16 protein-coding genes are annotated in these 19,121 nt (G+C 72.0%); 5 read left to right on the top strand and 11 right to left on the bottom strand.

Annotated elements, in window-relative coordinates; genetic code table 11:
• Positions 1–150: 150 nt before the first annotated feature.
• Together ACFV7R_RS42180 and ACFV7R_RS42175 are read right to left on the bottom strand one after the other, a co-directional pair.
• Complete coding sequence (locus ACFV7R_RS42180; protein WP_385274560.1) at positions 151–1,668, bottom strand: amino acid permease; 1,518 nt, start codon at positions 1,666–1,668, stop codon at positions 151–153.
• Positions 1,669–1,699: 31 nt separating this feature from the next.
• Positions 1,700–2,689: a hypothetical protein gene (locus ACFV7R_RS42175; RefSeq protein ID WP_385274614.1), complete on the bottom strand. Its 990-nt coding sequence runs from the start codon at positions 2,687–2,689 to the stop codon at positions 1,700–1,702.
• 263 nt (positions 2,690–2,952) lie between these two features.
• Here ACFV7R_RS42175 and ACFV7R_RS42170 point away from each other — a divergent pair, with 263 nt between their 5' ends.
• The 3 genes from ACFV7R_RS42170 to ACFV7R_RS42160 are packed head-to-tail and all read left to right on the top strand — an operon-like array spanning position 2,953 to position 7,069.
• Positions 2,953–4,392, top strand: coding sequence for an FGGY family carbohydrate kinase (locus ACFV7R_RS42170; RefSeq protein ID WP_385274557.1), 1,440 nt, complete (start codon positions 2,953–2,955; stop codon positions 4,390–4,392).
• 32 nt (positions 4,393–4,424) lie between these two features.
• Entirely contained in the window at positions 4,425–5,864 is a 1,440-nt protein-coding gene (locus ACFV7R_RS42165) for an FAD-dependent oxidoreductase (protein WP_385274554.1), read from the top strand.
• Positions 5,861–7,069, top strand: a complete 1,209-nt coding sequence (locus tag ACFV7R_RS42160) for an NAD(P)/FAD-dependent oxidoreductase (RefSeq protein WP_385274551.1) — start codon at positions 5,861–5,863, stop codon at positions 7,067–7,069. Before ACFV7R_RS42165 ends, ACFV7R_RS42160 begins: the two co-directional genes overlap by 4 nt.
• Positions 7,070–7,071: 2 nt before the next feature.
• On the opposite strand, the gene ACFV7R_RS42155 is transcribed toward ACFV7R_RS42160, so the two are convergent.
• Positions 7,072–7,836, bottom strand: coding sequence for a crotonase/enoyl-CoA hydratase family protein (locus ACFV7R_RS42155; RefSeq protein WP_385274548.1), 765 nt, complete (start codon positions 7,834–7,836; stop codon positions 7,072–7,074).
• Between the two features lie 193 nt (positions 7,837–8,029).
• A complete protein-coding gene (locus tag ACFV7R_RS42150; RefSeq protein ID WP_385274545.1) occupies positions 8,030–8,995 on the bottom strand; it encodes a YbhN family protein in 966 nt (321 codons plus the stop codon).
• Positions 8,996–9,173: 178 nt separating this feature from the next.
• Here ACFV7R_RS42150 and ACFV7R_RS42145 point away from each other — a divergent pair, with 178 nt between their 5' ends.
• Positions 9,174–11,063: an ABC transporter ATP-binding protein gene (locus ACFV7R_RS42145; protein WP_385274610.1), complete on the top strand. Its 1,890-nt coding sequence runs from the start codon at positions 9,174–9,176 to the stop codon at positions 11,061–11,063.
• Between the two features lie 7 nt (positions 11,064–11,070).
• Here ACFV7R_RS42145 and ACFV7R_RS42140 read toward each other — a convergent pair whose 3' ends face one another.
• Both ACFV7R_RS42140 and ACFV7R_RS42135 read right to left on the bottom strand, forming a co-directional pair.
• Positions 11,071–12,177, bottom strand: a complete 1,107-nt coding sequence (locus tag ACFV7R_RS42140) for an NAD(P)-dependent alcohol dehydrogenase (protein WP_385274542.1) — start codon at positions 12,175–12,177, stop codon at positions 11,071–11,073.
• A 25-nt stretch (positions 12,178–12,202) separates the two neighbouring features.
• Positions 12,203–13,657, bottom strand: a complete 1,455-nt coding sequence (locus ACFV7R_RS42135) for an aldehyde dehydrogenase family protein (protein ID WP_385274539.1) — start codon at positions 13,655–13,657, stop codon at positions 12,203–12,205.
• Between the two features lie 142 nt (positions 13,658–13,799).
• Here ACFV7R_RS42135 and ACFV7R_RS42130 point away from each other — a divergent pair, with 142 nt between their 5' ends.
• Positions 13,800–14,213: a MarR family winged helix-turn-helix transcriptional regulator gene (locus ACFV7R_RS42130; RefSeq protein WP_129802584.1), complete on the top strand. Its 414-nt coding sequence runs from the start codon at positions 13,800–13,802 to the stop codon at positions 14,211–14,213.
• 3 nt (positions 14,214–14,216) lie between these two features.
• Here ACFV7R_RS42130 and ACFV7R_RS42125 read toward each other — a convergent pair whose 3' ends face one another.
• From ACFV7R_RS42125 to ACFV7R_RS42105, 5 genes are all read right to left on the bottom strand, one after another.
• A complete protein-coding gene (locus ACFV7R_RS42125) occupies positions 14,217–15,152 on the bottom strand; it encodes a PDR/VanB family oxidoreductase (protein ID WP_385274536.1) in 936 nt (311 codons plus the stop codon).
• Positions 15,149–15,319 carry a hypothetical protein gene (locus ACFV7R_RS42120; RefSeq protein WP_385274533.1) on the bottom strand — a complete coding sequence of 57 codons (171 nt, stop codon included), beginning with the start codon at positions 15,317–15,319 and terminating at the stop codon, positions 15,149–15,151. Before ACFV7R_RS42120 ends, ACFV7R_RS42125 begins: the two co-directional genes overlap by 4 nt.
• Entirely contained in the window at positions 15,316–16,380 is a 1,065-nt protein-coding gene (locus ACFV7R_RS42115) for a Rieske 2Fe-2S domain-containing protein (RefSeq protein ID WP_385274530.1), read from the bottom strand. The genes ACFV7R_RS42120 and ACFV7R_RS42115 overlap by 4 nt, the downstream gene beginning before the upstream one ends.
• 1,044 nt (positions 16,381–17,424) lie before the next feature.
• Positions 17,425–18,360: an ABC transporter permease gene (locus ACFV7R_RS42110; RefSeq protein WP_385274527.1), complete on the bottom strand. Its 936-nt coding sequence runs from the start codon at positions 18,358–18,360 to the stop codon at positions 17,425–17,427.
• Positions 18,347–19,102 (bottom strand): ABC transporter ATP-binding protein, encoded by a 756-nt coding sequence (locus tag ACFV7R_RS42105; protein ID WP_385274607.1) that lies wholly within the window; start codon positions 19,100–19,102, stop codon positions 18,347–18,349. Before ACFV7R_RS42105 ends, ACFV7R_RS42110 begins: the two co-directional genes overlap by 14 nt.
• Positions 19,103–19,121: the final 19 nt, after the last annotated feature.

Genomic DNA, 19,121 nt, shown 5'->3' with positions numbered 1-19,121 from the left:
GCCGGATGTGAAGTCTCGTCACGTGGTCACCTGCTCGCTTCCGTGATGTGCGGTCGCGCCGGACAGCCATCTCGAAGTCGGGCGCGACCGCTCATCCTGCCGTATCGGGCACTGCAGTTCGTACCTGGTCCGGCAGTCGGATCGCCCCGCTCAGACGATCCCCTCGGCCAGTTCGGCCTGTTCACGGTCGTCGCCGTACGCCGCGGTGGTGGGCGTTCCGTACGAACGGCGGGCCACGAACCACCACACCGTGGCGAGGACCAGTACGACGGCGAGGGCGACCGAGGCGTAGTTCATCGTGTCGACCGTCACCGGCGACGACTGCGGCAGGCAGAACAGCACCGTGACACAGGCCACCCACACCACCGCGATCCAGCCGATCGGCCGGCTCCACCGGCCCAGGTGCCACGGCCCGCGCTGGAAGCGGTCGCCGGCCCGGAGCCGCAGGAACACGGGGATGACGTATGCGGGTGTGATGCCGATGACGTTGATGGCGGTGACCGCGCCGTACGCCGTCGTCGAGTACAGGGACGGCAGGGCGAGCACGCAGGCGACCGCCACCGACAGCCACACGGCGGCGATCGGCGTCTGGGTGCGGCTGCTGACCTTGCGCCACAGCTCCGAGCCGGGCAGGGCCCGGTCGCGGCTGAACGCGAACACCATCCGGCTGGCCGCCGCGACCTCGGCGTTGCCGCAGAACAGCTGGGCGACGATGACCACGAGCAGCAGCGCGCTCGCGCCGTCGGTGCCGAGGCCGTCGAGCAGGATCTGCGCGGGCGGCACCCCGGTCTCGCTGGCCCGCGTGGCGTCGTAGTCCTGGATGGCGAAGGTCAGGCCCGCGAGCAGCACGAAGCCCGCGATCCAGGAGACCCAGATGGCGCGGACGATGCCGCGGGCCGCCGACACCGACGCGTTGGCGGTCTCCTCGGACAGGTGGGCGGAGGCGTCGTAGCCGGAGAAGGTGTACTGGGCGAGCAGCAGACCGATCGCGGCGACGTAGACCGGGTTCTCCCAGCCGGTCTCGTTGACGAACTCGGTGAAGACGAAGGACGGCGACTGGTGGTGGTCGGGGACGACGGCCAGTACGCCGACGATGAGGGCGACACCGGCGAGGTGCCACCACACGCTGATCGAGTTGAGCACGCTCACCAGACGCACGCCGAACAGGTTCAGCGTGGCGTGCAGCAGCAGGATCACGACGAAGATGAGCATCGTCTTCTCCGGCGTCGGCTCGAAGCCCCACTGGAGGTTCATGAACGCGCCGGCGAACAGCGCGGCCCCGTAGTCGATGCCGGCGATCGCGCCGAGCAGGCCGAGCAGGTTCAGCCAGCCGGTGTACCAGCCCCAGCGGCGCCCGCCGAGCCGGTCGGCCATGTAGTACAGGGCGCCGGACGTGGGATACGCGCTGGTGACCTCCGCCAGGGCGAGCCCCACGCACAGGACGAACAGGCCGACACCCGCCCAGCCCCACAGCATCACCGCGGGACCGCCAGCGCCCATGCCGAAGCCGTACAGGGTCATGCAGCCGGACAGGATGGAGATGACCGAGAAGCTGATCGCGAAGTTGCCGAAGCCGCCCATGCGGCGGGCGAGCACGGGTTTGTAGCCCAGTTCGCGCAGGCGTTGTTCCTCGTCCTGCTGCTGGATGCCGTCGGGGGTGGGGGGCATACGGAACCTCCAGGTTGGCGAGCGGAGAGAATCAGGGACGGTGTGCCGCCGAGCGGCTGCGGGCGCGGGCCTGCAGGAAGACGTCCACGGCCTGGGCGTGATCGGCCGGATCGGAGGTGCGGCAGGCCCAGGGCAGGGGCGCGTAGTACGGGCCGATGGCGTCGAACACCCGGGCCGCCTCCGGGAACTGAAGGGCGCCCCACAGGGCGTGGGCGAGGTGGTTGAGGTCCAGCGGGGAGCGTTCGGCGGCGGTGGTGAGCTCGAACCAGCCCTGGAAGGCCCGGCGTGCCTCGCGGGTGGCGTCCTCGGCGACCCAGTGCAGATCGAGCGCGGCGTCCCGCCCGCCGGCCCGCCGGTAGCGCTCGACCCGCACGTACAGCGGCAGCACATGCAGCGCGGAGCCCGGCGGCGCCCCGTCGGCGGCCCAGTGGGCGAAGCCGACCGCCTCCGCCAGCCGCCCCGACGCCGAACGCGCGTACAGGAACTGCACCATGCGATGGTGGGCCTCGCGGTTGTACGGATCGCGTTTGTGGGCCTGGGTCAGCAGCCCCCACGGGCCCGGCGGCAGCATCGGCTCCGGCGGCGCCACCCGGTGCTCGTCCCAGCGCTGCTCGCGGTCCAGCCGGGCCAGCGCCAGCAGGCACACCCACGGGACCGGGTCGTGCGGGGCCGCGCGGGACGCCGTGTCGCTCGCCAGCCAGGCCTCGTGCCACAGCTCCTGCGTACGGCGATGGTCGTCCCGGGCCGCCCGTAACGCCCGCTCCACCCCCACCCGGGCCTGCATCACCACGGCCGGGACGCTGTCCGGTTCCTCGGCGAGCCAGGCCCGCACCACGTCGGTGCCGGCAGCCGCGGCGGCCAGGATCTGTGTGCGCTGGGTCCACTGCCCCCAGGTCGCGGTCTCCGCGAGCAGCGTGCGCATCGACATCCAGCGTCCGGTGCGCACCTCCTGAAGCGCGGTGCGCAGCGCACTGTCGGGTCCGGCGGGATCGTAGGCGGGTCGTGCTCCGTCTCTGGCCATCATCCCCCCGCCCCGGTGGGCGGGCGGGTCCGGACGGCAGGGTGGAGTAACAACAGGGCTCCCCCGAGCGGCGGTTGAGGAGATCGCGTGGTCGGCGGTCACTATAGAGGCGGAGGTTCCGCATTCACCTCCGCTTTCCCCGATCCCTGGGAACTGGCTCGTGTCACAGCGTGATTGACGGTGAGTCAGCGCCGCTTGACGGGGTGTGGCGGGCGACGGCAGGCTGTCGGACCGTGATCGACCAGGAGCCGACAGGGGGTTCGATGACAGGTCCGGTGCTCGCCGTCGACCAGGGCACGTCCGGCACCAAGGCGCTGGTGATCTGCCCCGAACGCGGCGTCATCGGCACCGGATTCGCCGCCGTACGGCCCCGCTTTCTGCCCGGCGGCCTGGTCGAGGTCGATCCGGCCCGGCTGTACGACTCGGTGGTCGACGCCGGCCGCCGCGCGCTGGCCGAGGCGCGTGAGCCGGTCGTGGCGCTGGGCCTGGCCAACCAGGGCGAGACCGTGCTCGCCTGGGACCCCGGCACCGGCCGCCCGCTGACCGACGCGCTGGTCTGGCAGGACCGCCGCGCCGAGCCCGTGTGCGCCGAACTCGCCCCGTACGAGGACGAGTTGAGGCAGCTGACGGGCCTGCCCGTCGACCCGTACTTCGCCGCGCCCAAGATGGCGTGGATACGACGCAACCGCACCCGTGAGGGAGTCGTCACCACCAGCGACGCCTGGCTCGTCCACCGGCTCACCGGCGCCTGTGTCACGGACGCCGCCACCGCCGGCCGCACCCAGTTGCTCGACCTCGACCGTGTCCAGTGGTCGCCCCGGGCACTGGACCTCTACGGGCTGTCCGGCGAACGGCTCCCCGACGTCGTCGACACCGCCGGCCCCGTCGGCACCACCACCGCCTTCGGCCCGGAGATCCCGCTCACCGGCCTGATCGTCGACCAGCAGGCCGCCCTGCTCGCCCAGCACATCACCGAACCCGGCGGCGCCAAGTGCACCTACGGGACCGGCGCGTTCCTGCTCGCGCACACCGGTGACACCCCCCGGCGCGGCAGCTCCGGCCTGGTCAGTTGCGTCGCCTGGCGGCTCGCCGGACGCACCGCCTACTGCCTGGACGGCCAGGTGTACACGGCCGCGTCCGCCGTGCGCTGGCTCACCGGCCTCGGCGTCATCAAGGGCGCCGCCGACCTCGACCCCGTCGGTGCCTCGGTGCCCGACAGCGGGGGCGTCACCTTCGTCCCCGCACTGGCCGGGCTCGCCGCCCCCTGGTGGCGCGGCGACCTGCGCGGATCGCTCACCGGCCTCGGCCTCGACACCACCCCCGGGCATGTGGTGCGCGCCCTGTGCGAGGGCCTCGCGGCCCAGGTCGTCGACCTCGCCGACGCGGTCGCGACGGATCTGGGCAGTCCGCCGGCGGCGCTGCGCGTGGACGGCGGACTCACCCGTTCCACACTCCTCATGCAGACCCAGGCCGACCTGCTGCAACTCCCCGTCGAGGTGTCCGCGCTGCCCGATGCGACCGCCCTCGGCGTGGGCGTGCTGGCCCGGCTCGGCGCGGAGCCCGGCCTGACGGTCGCCGAGGCGCTGCCCGACTGGAAACCGGCCGCCGTGTACGAGCCCCGCATCACCGCCGACGAGGCCGCCGAGCGCCTCGCGGCATTCCGCCGCGCCGTCGCCGCGCTCCTCGACGGGACGCCCGCATGACGGGTACCGAGACGGGGCAGCGTGATGTCCGCATGACGGGTACCGAGACGGGGCAGCGTGATGTCCGGACGACGGTCACCGAGCGGGGGCCGCTGCCTGCCGTGACGTACGACGTGGCGATCGTCGGCGCCGGTGTCGTCGGCAGCGCCGTCGCCCGCGCCCTCGCCCGGTACCCACACCTGCGCGTCGCCCTCGTCGAGGCCCAGGACGACGTCGGTCAGGGCACCTCCAAGGCCAACACCGCCATCCTGCACACCGGGTTCGACGCGGTCCCCGGCTCGCTGGAGGCACGGCTGGTCCGCGAGGGTGCCCGGCAACTCGCCGCGTACGCCGCCGAGTCCGGCATCCCCGTCGAACCGGTCGGCGCCCTGCTCGTCGCCTGGGACGAGGAACAGCTCGCCGCGCTGCCCCGGCTCGCCGAGAAGGCCGAGCGCAACGAGTACCACGCCGCCCGCCTGCTCGGACCCGCCGAGCTGTACGCCCGCGAACCCCACCTCGGCCCCGGCGCCCGCGGTGCCCTGCACGTGCCCGGCGAGAGCATCATCTGCCCCTGGACGACGACCCTGGCGTACGCCACCCAGGCGGTCCGGCACGGGGTCGACCTGCACCTCGACTGCCGGGTGGAGCAGGTGAGCCGGCAGGACGGCAGCCATGTGCTGAAGACGTCCCGAGGCACCCTGCGCGCCCGCCGGCTCGTCAACGCGGCCGGACTGCACGCCGACACACTCGACGCCCAGCTCGGCCACGACGACTTCACCGTCACCCCGCGCCGCGGCCAGCTCCTCGTCTTCGACAAGTTCGCCCGCGCCCTGGTCCACCACATCCTCCTCCCCGTTCCCACGGCCCTCGGCAAGGGCGTCCTCGTCGCCCCCACCGTCTACGGCAACGTCCTGCTCGGCCCCACCGCAGAGGACCTGCACGACAAGCGGGCCACCGGCTCCACCGCCGACGCACTGGCCGCCCTGCGCGACAAGGGCCGCCGCATCCTGCCCGCCCTGCTCGACGAGGAGGTCACCGCCGTCTACGCCGGTCTGCGCGCCGCCACCGAGCACGACGACTACCGCATCCGCGCCCACCCCGAGCAGGCGTACGTCACCGTCGGCGGCATCCGCTCGACCGGCCTGACCGCCTCGCTCGCCATCGCAGCGCACGTCACGGGGCTGCTCACCGAGACGGGCCTCGAGCCGGGTCCCGAACGGGAGCTGGAGCCGGTGCGCATGCCGAACCTCGGCGAGGCGTTTCCCCGCCCGTACCAGCGTCCCGACCTCATCGCCGCGGACCCGCAGTACGGCAGCCTCGTCTGCCACTGCGAACGTGTCACCCGCGGCGAGATCCGCGACGCCCTCGCCGCTACGATCCCGCCGCGCACCCTCGACGGACTGCGCCGCCGCACCCGCGCCCGGGCCGGCCGCTGCCAGGGCTTCTACTGCGGGGCCGCGGTGCGGGCGCTCTTCGAGGAGGCCGGCGCATGAGGCAGGTCGACGTCCTCGTCGTCGGCGCCGGACCCGCCGGACTCGCCGCCGCCGCCCGCCTGGCCACCGCGGGGGTCGGCCGGGTCGAGGTGCTGGACCGGGAGCAGCAGGCCGGGGGAGTGCCACGGCACTGCGCGCACGGCGGCTTCGGGACCTGGTCGCGCCCGCTGACCGGGCCGGCGTACGCGCGTCTGCTGGCCGACGCCGCGGTCCACGTCGGGGCAGCCGTACGCACCGGGGTGACCGCCCTCGACTGGGCGGGCCCGCTGGCCCTGACGACGGTCGGCCCGGACGGCCCCGAGACGATCACCGCGAGGGCGATCGTGCTGGCCACCGGCGCCCGCGAACGCCCCCGCACGGCACGCCTGGTGCCGGGCACACGGCCCGCCGGCGTCTACACGACGGGCGAACTCCAGCAAGCCGTCCACCTGCACCGGCAGCCGGTCGGCAGCCGGGCCGTGGTGGTCGGCGCGCAGGACGTCTCGTATGCCGCCGCCGACACCGTACGGGCCGCCGGGGCCGACGTCGTCGCCATGGTCACGGAGCTGCCCCGGGCCCAGACGGCGTCCGCCCACGCGCTGGAGGCCCGGCTGCGCCGCGGCATCCCGCTGCTCATTGACACCACGGTCACCGAACTGCTCGGCCACGGACGGCTGTCGGGCGTCCGGGTACGCCACCGCGACGGCCGTACGGCCACCGTGCCCTGCGACACGGTCGTCTTCACCGGCGACTTCGTGCCCGACCACGAACTGGCCCGACGCGGCGGACTGCCCCTGGATCCCGGCACGCGCGGGCCGGCCGTCGACGGCGCGCTGCGCACCGCCCGCCCGGGCGTGTTCGCCGTCGGGAGCGTGCTGCACGCCGTGGAGAGCGCGGCCACGGCGGCCCGCGAGGGCGCACACGCTGCCAAGGCCGTCCTTGCCGCGCTCGTGGGCGCAGAGTGGTCCGACGGCGTTCCCCTGACCGTGGACCCGCCCCTGTGCTGGATCGCCCCGAACCGTGTCACCCCGGCCGACCGCCACCCCTACGTACTGCGCACAGCCGCCCTGCTCACCCGCCCGGTGCTGCACGTCACCCAGGACGGCCACCTGCTGCACCGCCGACCGCTGCGCTCGGCCGTCCCCAACCGCACGCTCACGCTCACCGCACGCTGGACGCCCCGCGTCGATCCCAAGGGCGGCCCGGTCCGGGTGAGCGTCGTCTGAGTTCAGTCGTCCGTGAAGGCGCCGTGCCGCCCCGCGCCCGAGGCGAACCGCGCCGCGCCCTCCAGGCTCTGCGCCAACACACCCATGCCGTACCGGAGTTCACCGCGCATCGCGGTCTGCTCGTCCAGGCCGTCCTGCTCCAGGACGGACGCACGGTCGGAGCGCAGACAGGGCTGGGGGAAGCGGGCGATCGTGGCGGCCAGTTCCTCGGCGGCGGCGCGGGCGGTGCCGGTGGGGACGAGGCGGTTGGCGAGCCCCGTCTCGTACGCCTCGCCGGCCGGGACCGGCCGTCCCGTGAGGATCATGTCCAGGGCGCGGCTCGTGCCGATCAGCCGGGGCAGCCGTACCGTACCGCCGTCGATGAGCGGGACGCCCCAGCGGCGGCAGAACACCCCGAAGACGGCGTCCTCCTCGGCGACCCGCAGATCGCACCACAGGGCCAGCTCCAGGCCCCCGGCGACGGCATGTCCGGCCACCGCGGCGATCACCGGCTTCGACAGCCGCATCCGCGTCGGCCCCATCGGGCCGTCGCCGTCCTCCGTGACCTGGTTGCCGCGCTCGGTGCCGAGCGCCTTGAGGTCGGCTCCCGCGCAGAACGTGCCGCCCTCGCCCCACAGCACCGCCACCCGCGCCGCGTCGTCCGACTCGAACTCCCGGAAGGCGGCGACGAGTTCGGCCGCCGTCGGACCGTCCACCGCGTTGCGGACCCCGGGACGGGAGAGGACGACGGTGGTGACGGGCCCTTGGCGCTCGATGCGTACCGGCATGCTGGAACGTTACCGGTCCTGACGTACGTAGCTGCGGGCAGACGTACATGGCTGCGGGCAGTCGTGCCGCTGGGGCGATGGGGGTCCCCCCTCGAGCGAAGCCGAGAGCGGGGGAGGGTGGGCGCAGCGGCACTTTGCCGGCGCCGACAAGCGACCCCACCCGCCTGCACGACTCCGCTGAGCCGCAACCCCCTCAGATCACCTTCAACCGCACCAGCGCCCCCAACGTCAACGCCCCCGGCAGCAGCGGCAGCCACACCGTGATGACCCGGTACGCCAGCACCACGGCCGTGGCCACCGCCACCGGCCCGCCCGCCGCCACCAGCGCCACGATCAGCGCCGCCTCCACCGAGCCCAGCCCACCCGGCGTGGGCACCACCGCGACGGCGACGGTCGCTGCCAGATACGCGACCACCATGTGCCACAGCGGTATCTCCAGCCCCACCGCCAGCCCCACCGCCACCAGCCCGGCCGCCTGCAACGCGGGAAACGCCAGCGAACCACCCCACAGGGCCAGCGCCCGCGACGGACGCATGTGCACCGAGCGCGCCTCGCCCAGCGCCGTGCGCAGAAAGGAGACGACGGCCGTGCGCAGCCGCCGTACGAGCAGGAGGACGGCCACCGCCACCAGTACCGCCGCGCCGAGCCCGAGCAGCAGCGGGCCGGTCGCGCCGTCCGGCAGGAAGGTGCCGAGCCGCAGCGCGCCGGGGAAGAGCAGGAGCAGCGCGGCCAGCAGACCGACCCGGGCGATGCTCTCCGCGAGCAGATAGAGCGCCAATGCCGCCGAGGAGCGGGCCAGCGGCAGCCCGCACACCGTCATGAACCGCAGATTGACCGCGCTCGCGCCCAGTCCGGTCGGCAGCATGTGGTTGGCCGCCATCGCCGCGACCTGGGTGGCCAGCAGCCGGAAGCCCGGCAACCGCTCGACGACGGCGCCCTGCCGGGTCACCGCCATGGCGACCCAGGTCAGGCAGGTGGCGCCGCCCGCGGCCAGCAGCCACGGCCACTGGGCCGTCGCCAGGTGATGGAAGCCCTCGGCGAGCACGTCTCGGTGCCGCACCGCGAGGTACGCCACGAGGACGAGCGGGAGCAGGCCCAGGATCAGGCGGAAGGGGATGCGTCCGAGGAGCCGTCCCGTGGGGCGTCGTACTGCTGTCACACTCGGAGAGGTTTTCCGTACCGCATCAACTGCGGGTTGCGGAAGCGGGGACGGCGGCTTACGTACGGGAAGCGGGCGGACTTCGATCTCTCCCGATCCCTCTCGATCCATCTCTTCGATCCATCTCTCCGAGGTTGACCTCAAGATTGATTGAGGTTCTACGGTCGGTTGTATGAGCATGGAGACCACGGCGTGGACGCAGCTGCACAGCGTCATGACCGCCCAGCAGGAACGCCGCCCCTTCGCCCGCGCCACGCTGCGCCGCATCGGCACGTTCGCCCGCCCGCACCGCCCCCGTATCGCCCTGTTCGTGCTGCTCGGGGTGGTGACCGCGCTGCTCGCCGTCGCCACCCCCGTGCTGGCCGGCCGCGTCGTGGACGCGATCGTGTCGGACGGCGACGAGGGAACCGTCGTACGACTCGCGCTGCTGATCGCGCTCATCGCCGTCGTGGAAGCGGCGCTCGGCATCCTCGGGCGCAGGCTCTCGGCGACGCTGGGGGAGGGGCTCATCCTCGATCTGCGGACGGCTGTGTTCGATCATGTGCAGCGCATGCCGGTCGCCTTCTTCACCCGCACGCGTACGGGCGCGCTCGTCAGCCGTCTCAACAACGACGTCATCGGCGCGCAGCGGGCGTTCAGCAACACGCTGTCCGGAGTGGTCAGCAACCTCGTCACGCTGGTGCTCACCCTCGCCGTGATGCTCACCCTGTCCTGGCAGGTCACGCTGCTCGCGCTGGTGCTGCTGCCGGTGTTCGTGGTGCCCGCCCGGCGGATGGGCAGCCGTATGGCCCGTCTGCAGCGGGAGGCGGCGACGCTGAACGCGGCGATGGGCACCCGTATGACCGAGCGCTTCTCGGCCCCCGGCGCCACCCTCGTCAAGCTCTTCGGCCGCCCCGGGCAGGAGTCGGCGGAGTTCGCCGCCCGGGCCCGCCGGGTCGCGGACATCGGCGTGCGCACGGCGACCCTCCAGTCGGCGTTCATCACCGCGCTCACCCTGGTCTCGGCCCTGGCGCTGGCCCTGGTCTACGGTCTCGGCGGCTGGTTCGCCCTGCGCGGCACCCTGGAAGCGGGCGCCGTCGTCTCCCTCGCCCTGCTGCTGACCCGGCTGTACGCACCGCTCACCGCGCTCGCCGGGGCACGCGTGGAGGTGATGAGCGCCCTCGTCAGCTTCGAGCGGGTCTTCGAGGTGCTCGACCTGAAGCCGCTCATCGAGGACAGGCCGGACGCCGTCGAGGTGCCCGACGGCCCGGTGGCGGTGGAGTTCGACGATGTGCGCTTCGGCTACCCCTCCGCCGAGAAGGTCTCCCTCGCCTCCCTGGAGGAGGTGGCGTCCCTCGACACCCGCGGCGGCGTCGAGGTGCTGCGTGGCATCTCCTTCCGCGCCGAGCCCGGGCGGACCGTCGCCCTCGTCGGCTCCTCCGGCGCGGGCAAGTCCACCGTCGCGCAGCTCCTGCCGCGCCTCTACGACGTCGACGAGGGCGCCGTGCGCATCGGCGGCGTCGACGTCCGCGACCTGACCGCCGACTCCCTGCGCGCCACCGTCGGCATGGTCACCCAGGACGGTCACCTGTTCCATGACACGGTCCGCGCCAACCTGCTGCTGGCCCGGCCCGCCGCGACCGACGACGACCTGTGGGACGCCCTGCGCCGGGCCCGCCTGGACGAGCTCGTACGCTCCCTGCCCGACGGCCTCGACACGGTCGTCGGCGAACGCGGCTACCGCCTCTCCGGCGGCGAACGCCAGCGCATGACCATCGCCCGGCTGCTCCTGGCCCGCCAGCGGGTGGTCGTCCTCGACGAGGCCACCGCCCACCTGGACAACACCTCGGAGGCGGCGGTCCAGGAGGCCCTCACCGAAGCCCTTCAGGGCCGCACCGCCATCGTCATCGCCCACCGCCTGTCCACGGTGCGCACCGCCGACCTGATCCTGGTCCTGGAAGCGGGGCACATCGTGGAACGGGGCACGCACGAGGGGCTGTTGGCAGCCGGGGGACGGTACGCGGAGCTGTACCGGACGCAGTTCGAGGAGCGGGCGGCCAAGGTGCCGGCGGACGTCGCGGCGGCGTAGGGAGCCGTCAGAACAGCAGGACCGGTTTGATCGTCTTGCCGGCGATCATGTCCTGCCTGGCCTGGTCGATGTCCTCGAAGGCGTACTGCGTGATCAGTCGGTGCACGGGCAGCCGGCCGTCGCGCACCAGCCGGACCAGGGCGGGCAGGACGGTCTGTGTCTCGTTGTCGCCGAGGGTCAGACCGACGACGTGCCTGCCGGGCAGCATGCCGTTCACGTCGAGGGCCATGTCGGTCCCGAACGGGGGCGCGCCGACGAGGACGAGCGTTCCGCGCGGGGCGAGCACCTCGGTGCCCGTGCGGGCCACCCGCACGTTGCCCGTGGTCTCCACGATCCCGTCGGCTCCCTGCCCGCCGGTGATGTCGGTGACGGCCTCGACGGTGTCGGACTCGCCGGCGTGGACGGTGTGGGTGGCGCCCAGGTCACGGGCCAGCTGCAGTCGCTCGGCCACCCGGTCCACGGCGATGATCGTCGTCGCCGGGGTGAGGGCCGCCGCCATCACCGCCGACAGGCCCACGGCGCCGGCGCCGAGCACCACGACGGTGTCACCCACGCGCGGTGCGAGGACGTTCCAGACCGCTCCCACGCCGGTCTGGACCCCGCAGCCCAACGGCGCCACCGTCTCCAGCGGCACCTCGGGGTCGACCTTGACGAGGCTGCGCTCGCTGACCAGGGCGTGCCGGGCGAACGAGGACTGGCCGAAGAAGTGGCCGCCGATCGCCTCGCCGTCGCGGCTGAGGGTGTTGCTGCCGTCGGGCCGCCGGCCGCCGATGAGATTCAGTGGCAGCCAGGTGGCGCAGTAGGCGGGGTGGCCGTCGAGGCAGTTGCGGCAGTCGCCGCACGAGGTGAAGGACAGCAGGACGTGATCACCCGGTGCGACGCGGGTGATGCCCGGCCCCACCGCTTCCACGACACCGGCGCCCTCGTGGCCGAGGACGCCCGGCAGCGGGAAGGGCAGGGCGCCGCTCGCCACACCGAGGTCGGTGTGGCACAGGCCGGCGGCCGCCATCCTGACCATGACCTCGCCGGGGCGCGGTTCGTCGAGACGGATGTCGCTGAGGGTGAAGGGCGCGCCGCCGGTCTCGACGACGGCTGCTCGAGTGGTGATGCCCATGGGGTGACTCCTTGGAGGGTGCAGCTCAGTCGAGCGAGACGACGACGGACTTGGTCCTGGTGTAGGAGGCGAGGGCTTCGGGGCCGTACTCGCGCCCGTATCCGGAGTCCTTGACGCCGCCGAAGGGCACGGCCGGGTCGAGCATCGCCCAGTCGTTGATCCAGACGATGCCCGCCTGGAGACGGTCCGCGACCCGGTGGGCCCGGGCCAGACTGGTGGTCTGGACGCCGGCGGCCAGTCCGTAGACGGTGCTGTTGGCCAGGGCCACCGCCTCGTCCTCGGTGTCGAAGGGCTGGACGGTCAGGACCGGGCCGAAGATCTCCTCCTGGACGACCCGGGAGTCGGGGGCCAGGCCGGCGATGACGGTGGGCCGGTAGTAGTAGCCGCCGTTCAGGTTCAGGGGTTCGCCACCGCACACGATGCGGCCACCTTCCTTGCGGGCGAGGGCGACGTACTCCTCGACCTTCTCGACATGCCGGACGGCGGCCATGGGGCCGACGACGGTGGCCGGGTCACGCGGATCGCCCACCGGGATGCCGGGCACGGCCTGTGCCAGCGCGCCGACGATCGTGTCGTACAGCGGCCGGGCGACCAGCAGCCGCGGCCCGCCCATGCAGAACTGGCCGGTGTTGAAGACGAATCCCTTGATGATCGCGCCGATCGCCTTCTCCACGTCGGCGTCCTCGAACACGATGTGGGCGGCGTTTCCGCCGAGTTCCATGGTGACCGGCTTGAGGGCACGACCGGCGACGGCGGCGGCATGGCGGCCGACGCCCGTCGACCCGGTGAAGGCGATCTTGTCGACGCCCGGGTGGCCGAGCAAGGCCTCGCCCGCCACCTGGCCGGAACCGGTGACCACGTTGAGGACCCCGGCCGGAACACCCGCCTGCTGGAGCAGCTGTGCCATGAACAGGGCGCTGAGCGGGGTGTCCTCCGCGGGCTTGTGCACCACCGTGTTCCCTGCCGCCAGGGCGGGTGCGATCTTCGTACTGGACAGGATCAGAGGGAAGTTGAACGGGGTGATCGCCGCAACCACGCCCAGCGGCTCCCGGCGGGTGTAGGCGAAGGCGTTGAGCGGCGTGTCGCGGGTGGCGCCGTCGAGGGTCTGCGCCAGCCCGGCGCAGTACTCGTACTGCTCGACGGCGGTCATCACGTCGACGGGCCGGCACAGGGCGACCGGCTTGCCGACGTCGAGGCTCTCCAGCCGCACGAGTTCGTCCGCGTTCTCCCGGATCAGGCCGGCGACCCGGTGCAGGATCCGGGCGCGCTCCCGCCCGCTGGTCGCGGCCCAGGGGCCGGTCTCGAACGCCTCGCGGGCTGCGGCGACGGCCGCGTCGACGTCGGCGGCGTCCGCTTCGGCCACGGTGCCGACCGCCCGGCCGGTGGACGGGTCGACGACCTCCCTGCGGGCGCCGTCCGCGGCCTCGCGCCACCGGCCGCCTATGAACAGCAGGCCGTCCTCGATCTCCTGGGGGCTCATGGCTTGCCGGGTCCTCTCTGTGCGGGGCGGCGGATACGCGGGGCCATCACGTCGCCACCGTGTTTCATCAGGAAACCTGATAAAGCCGATGAAGCGAGTCTCGTGACGATCAGGATTCCTGTCAATGGCCTAGGCTGGATCCATGTCCCCTTCCCTGCTCTACCTGGTCAAGCGGCTCGAGCTGGCCATTCGCTCGCACCTCGACGAGTTGCTGAAACCGGCCGGTATCACGGCGCTTCAGTACACGGCCCTCACGGTCCTCGAGCGGCACGACGGGCTGACCTCCGCCCAGCTCGCCCGCGCCTCGTTCGTGACCGCCCAGTCCATGGCCGACCTGGTGCGCACCCTGCAGGCCCGGGGACTCATCCGCCGCGAGCGCAACCCGCACAACCGCCGTGAACTGCTCATCCTGCTCACGGATGAGGGCCGCGCCCTGCTGGACGACCACGCCGAGGCGGTCGCCCTGCTCGAGGAGCGGATGCTCCGCGAGTTCTCGGCCCAGGAGGTGGACGGGTTCCGCACTGCCGTCTCCCGGGCCTGGCATGCCCTGGTGTGACCGTCAGAGGTCCAGCACCAGTCGCGCTCCCCGGCAGCGGGACACACAGATCATCATCGTCTCGCCGGTCGTACGCTCCTCGTCCGTGAGCACCGAGTCGCGGTGGTCCGGCGTGCCGTCGAGAACGTCCGTCTCACAGGTCCCGCAGGTTCCCTCGGTGCAGGAGTAGAGCACCTCGACGCCTGAGGCCCGCACGGTGTCGAGCACGGAGACGCCCCGGGGGACGGTGAGGGTGCGACCGGTGCGCTCCAGCACCACCTCGAACTCGCCGTCCGGGCCGGTCTCCTGCTCCCTGGGACGGAACCGCTCCACGCGCAACACGCCCCCGGAGCAGCCCGCCTCCACCGCGTCCAGCAGCGACTCGGGCCCGCAGCAGTAGACGAGCGTGCCGTCGGGCAGGCCGTCGAGAACCGGGGCCAGATCCAGCAGCCCGGTCTCGTCCTGCGGAGCGATCGTGACCCTGTCCCCGTAGCGGCCCAACTCCTCGGTGAACGCCATCGAGTCGCGCGTACGCCCCCCGTACAGCAGGGTCCACTCCGCGCCCGCCGCCTCCGCCGCGGCCAGCATCGGCAGGATCGGCGTGATGCCGATGCCACCCGCGACGAAGCGGTACCGGGGAGCCGGTTCCAGGGCGAAGTGATTGCGCGGCCCGCGCACCCGGACCTTGTCGCCCCCTCTCAACTCCGCGTGCACGTACGCCGATCCGCCCCGCCCGTCGATCTCGCGAAGCACGGCGATCCGCCACGTATGCCGCTCCGCCGGGTCCCCGCACAGGGAGTACTGCCGTTCCAGGTCCGGCCCCAGCACCACGTCGATGTGGGCGCCCGGCTCCCAGGCAGGCAGTTCCTCGCCCAGCGGATGCCGGAGGGTGAGGGCCAGCACGCCGTCGGCCACCGGCTCCCGGCGGTCGACGACGAGTTCGGCTTCGTACGCGCTCATGAACTGTTTCCTCGCGGCTCGTGTCCCCGGGGGTGGGCGAGCATCCACTCCCACATCTCGACCGGGTCCTGGGCGGTGTGCTCGGCACCGCAGTGACAGGTGCCGTGCAGGAGGTCGGTGCCCGGCAGCCAGTCGATGCGGTAGATCTCGCCGGTCGGTGTGCTCACTGGACCCTCTCCAAGGGCTTGTCCCCCTCCTCGACCAGACGGGCGAGGATGCGGCGCGCGGCGAGACCGCCGGTGTCGATGTTGATGCTGAGTTCCTGGTAGCCGGCCGGCTCGGAGCCCAGGGCACCTTGCAGCAGGTTCAGCGCGTCGACATCCTGCATGACCACGGTGTGGTTGAAGTCCCGCAGGAACGTGGTGACTTCCTCGTCGTCGGTCGCGAAGTCCCGGGACACCGCCCAGAAGTCGTACACCTTGCCGGGGCTCGACGGCGTGATGGCGTAGGTGATCTCGGTGTGGAAGCCGTTCGGGTCGCTGCCGTCCGCCTCGGGCACCACCCCGACCGGGGCGATGCGGCTGTGCAGCAGATACAGACAGGGTGCGTGGTACTCGATGTCCTGCCACCGAGTGATCCGCCCCTGTATCCCGGTCGAACGGGCATAGAACGGCGGGCACTCCGCGTCGTCCATGTGCCGGCTCACCCGCACGATGCCCGCCCCCTCGTCGACCTCGGTGGTGATGGGGGTCTCGGCGACCTCGGGGGTGCCGATGTAGCCGCCGTGCAGATAGGTCTCGTGGGACAGGTCCATGAGGTTGTCGACCAGCAGGCCGTAGTCGCAGTCGATGGGCTCCATCCCCGTCACCGTCGTCATCGCCGGGTCCGCCAGGTGCGGCGCCCGCGGGATCCGCTGCGGATCGGCCGACGCCGGGTCGCCGATCCACACCCAGATCAGCGCGTCCTGCTCGACCACCGGGTACGCGGCGACGCGGGCTGTGCGCGGGATGCGCTTCTGGCCCGGCACGTGCACGCACGTGCCCGTCGTGTCGTACGTGAAGCCGTGGTAGCCGCACACGATCCGGTCGCCGTCGAGCCGGCTCTCGGACAGCGGGTACCGGCGGTGCACGCACCGGTCGGCGAGCGCGACGGGGCTGCCGTCCTCCTCGGTGCGGTAGAGGACGAGCGGCTCGCCGAGGATGGTCCGGCCGAGGAGTTCGCGGCTCACCTCGTGCGCGTAGGCGGCGACGTACCACTGGTTTCTGGCGAAGGCGGTCATGTGGGGCATGGGGTTCCCGTCCCTGTCGGCGGGGCGTCGTCGCCCCGCGTGCCGTGGTTGGGAACAGGGTCCTGACGGGTGTGGTTGCCGCGCAAGGCGGCTTCTGTCAGGCGGAAGCGTCTCTGTGAAAGGGCTGGTCAGGGCGTTGTCATGCGTCTTGCTCATCACTGGCAGCGGCTGCGGAGTAGCGCCGCTGGGTGGATCACTCCTGAGGTGGCCGGTGATGGGTATGGCGAGCACGTCCGATCGCGGGCGCTGCCGGGGTTGTCCGGAAGTGGAACTCTTGTTGGTGAACGCGCAAATTTCTTGCCGGTTCTTGAGCGGTACACCGGCAGAAATTGCATTCTCGTAGTTCAAGACTGGTCAGCGCTGTCGCAAGGGCGTGCTGGGTCGAATCCGGGTCGAATTGGCCGGTCTTGGCGTACCTGGCCGGGTTATCGCAGGTCAGGGTGGTGGCAGGCAGGAGCAATCCGCGTGGGGAGAGATGGACGGCTGCACGGCTCAGCTGCTGGTGTCCTCGCAGAAGTGGGTTGGGGCAGCAGGGCGGAGCAAGTTGAAGTGGTGAGGGCCGCCGTGGACGGGTGGGCTCGCGCCTGTCTGCGCCTCTCGTCGGACGAGGAGAGGCGAGGGCTGTTCACGACTTCGAGTGCGTTGCCGGCGATGTCGTCTTGGCTCCATCCCGAACAGAACCCGGCGTACAGCCCGACTCGTCTGCCGCTCTGCATTTTCGCAGGCCATAGGCCATGTTGACTGACTAAACCCTGAACCGCGGCGTGCCCATCCGGGTCGGATTGGTGACATCGCTCGGGCGGCATGTCGAGACAGCCCTCGCATGGAATCTGGAATTGATCACCGGCGAGAGCGTCTCGCTGAATGCTCATGCTGGAATCAATGGTTCCTGGCGAAGGTCGTCCATGTGAGGCATGGGGTCCTGTCCCTGAGAGCGGGGCGTCGTCGCACCGCGTGCCGTGGCTGCGGAACGGCTGCCAGTTGAGTACTTGCACTTGCCCACGGCGCATATTCGGCGGAGCGGTAGTGCTTGCGATCCGTCGCTCAGCGGGTGACCAGCAGGCCCCGCCCGCGCAGCACCCGCCGCTCCAGCGGGCTGAAGATCAGCAGGTCGATGGCGATACCGACGAGCAGGATGAGGAAGATGGCCAGGAACACCTGCGACATGCTGGCGTTGTTGCGGCCGTTCTCCAGCAACTGGCCGAGGCCGACGCCGAGATCGGGTGAGGAGGCGATGATCTCGGCGGCCATCAGGGAGCGCCAGGAAAATGCCCAGCCCTGCTTCAGGCCGGCCAGATAGCCGGGGAGCGCGCCCGGCATCACGATGTGCCAGGCGCCGCGCAGGCCGGTCGCGCCGAGTGTGCGTCCGGCGCGCAGGAACAGCGGCGGGATCTGGTCGATGCCCGCGACGAGGCCGTTGGCGATGGACGGGACCGCGCCGAGCAGGATCACGGCGTACATCATCGAGTTGTTCAGGCCCAGCCAGAGCACGGCGGGCGGCACCCAGGCCACGGATGGCAGCGACTGCAGACCGGACAGGATGGGGCCGATGGCCGCCCGGACGAATCTCACCCGGGCGACCAGCAGGCCGAGCGGCGTACCGATGGCGAGTGCCATCAGGAAGCCGAGCAGGCCCCGCGAGACGGATGTCCAGATGTAGTCGAGGAGCGTGCCCTGCCGCCAGGCGTCGGTCACCTCGTCCCACACCGAGGACGGCGACGGCAGCTTGTAGGCGGGGGCGACCTCGGCCCACACCAGCAGCTGCCAGACCACCAGCACCAGTGCGACGGCGCTGATGGGCGGCAGTGCTTTGCGTATCAGGGTCTCGCGCAGCGGTGTACGGCCGGCCTGTACCGAGTCCAGCGCGTCGAGCCCGGCCTCCAGCCCCGCCAGATCTTGCGTGTCCTGCATGTCCTGGGACTCCCCGGCTGCCGATGAGCCGTCCTTCTTGGCGTCGACGCCGGTGTCAGTGCTGGCCATGGCGGCGGATCTCCCCACGCAGTTCTTCGGTGATCTCCACGGACAGCTCGGCGACCGCGCTGTCCTCGATGCGGCGCGGCTGCGGGATGCCGACGGTCCATTCCCGGGCGATCCGTCCCGGCCGTGAGGACAGCAGCACCACCCGCTGCGCCAGCTTCACCGCCTCGCGCACGTTGTGCGTGACGAACAGCACCGACAGTCCCGTCTCGTGCCAGATGCGGGTCAGCTCGTCGTGCAGCACGTCACGGGTGATGGCGTCCAGCGCCGCGAACGGTTCGTCCATCAGCAGCAGGCGGCTGTCCTGGGCGAGCGCCCGGGCCAGTGCGACGCGCTGGCGCATACCGCCCGACAACTCGTGCACCCGCTTGCCGTGCGCGCCCTGCAGCCGCACGAGTTCCAGCAGCCGTTCCGCCTCGGCGCGGCGCTCCGGTTTGGCGACGCCGCGCAGCTTCAGCGCGAGTTCGATGTTCTTGCCCGCGGTCAGCCACGGGAACAGGGCGTGTTCCTGGAACATCAGGGCGGGCCAGCCGTCCGTGCCGATGGAGCCGGCGGACGGCAGGTCCAGTCCCGCGACCAGGTTGAGCAGGGTGGACTTGCCGCAGCCGGAGGCCCCCAGGAGAGTGACGAACTCGCCCGGTGCGACATCGAGCGTGATGTCGTCCAGCACGAGTTGCTGTCCGCCGGGTGTGCCCGGCGCGGGGAAGGACTTCGAGACGTGCTCGATACGGGCGGCGTGCGTCACCGCCGTGGCGTCCTGGGCA

The sequence above is a fragment of the Streptomyces sp. NPDC059866 genome (assembly GCF_042731325.1).
Taxonomy (GTDB): domain Bacteria; phylum Actinomycetota; class Actinomycetes; order Streptomycetales; family Streptomycetaceae; genus Streptomyces; species Streptomyces flavusporus.
This window is presented reverse-complemented; position numbering and strand designations above follow the sequence as displayed.

Coding starts and splice junctions, on each gene's coding strand:
- ACFV7R_RS42140 (WP_385274542.1), bottom strand. CDS start 12,177: ATGGGCATCACCACTCGAGCAGCCGTCGTCGAGACCGGCGGCGCGCCC.
- ACFV7R_RS42155 (WP_385274548.1), bottom strand. CDS start 7,836: ATGCCGGTACGCATCGAGCGCCAAGGGCCCGTCACCACCGTCGTCCTC.
- ACFV7R_RS42145 (WP_385274610.1), top strand. CDS start 9,174: ATGGAGACCACGGCGTGGACGCAGCTGCACAGCGTCATGACCGCCCAG.
- ACFV7R_RS42180 (WP_385274560.1), bottom strand. CDS start 1,668: ATGCCCCCCACCCCCGACGGCATCCAGCAGCAGGACGAGGAACAACGC.
- ACFV7R_RS42130 (WP_129802584.1), top strand. CDS start 13,800: ATGTCCCCTTCCCTGCTCTACCTGGTCAAGCGGCTCGAGCTGGCCATT.
- ACFV7R_RS42175 (WP_385274614.1), bottom strand. CDS start 2,689: ATGGCCAGAGACGGAGCACGACCCGCCTACGATCCCGCCGGACCCGAC.
- ACFV7R_RS42135 (WP_385274539.1), bottom strand. CDS start 13,657: ATGAGCCCCCAGGAGATCGAGGACGGCCTGCTGTTCATAGGCGGCCGG.
- ACFV7R_RS42125 (WP_385274536.1), bottom strand. CDS start 15,152: ATGAGCGCGTACGAAGCCGAACTCGTCGTCGACCGCCGGGAGCCGGTG.
- ACFV7R_RS42165 (WP_385274554.1), top strand. CDS start 4,425: ATGACGGGTACCGAGACGGGGCAGCGTGATGTCCGGACGACGGTCACC.
- ACFV7R_RS42160 (WP_385274551.1), top strand. CDS start 5,861: ATGAGGCAGGTCGACGTCCTCGTCGTCGGCGCCGGACCCGCCGGACTC.
- ACFV7R_RS42115 (WP_385274530.1), bottom strand. CDS start 16,380: ATGCCCCACATGACCGCCTTCGCCAGAAACCAGTGGTACGTCGCCGCC.
- ACFV7R_RS42170 (WP_385274557.1), top strand. CDS start 2,953: ATGACAGGTCCGGTGCTCGCCGTCGACCAGGGCACGTCCGGCACCAAG.
- ACFV7R_RS42110 (WP_385274527.1), bottom strand. CDS start 18,360: ATGGCCAGCACTGACACCGGCGTCGACGCCAAGAAGGACGGCTCATCG.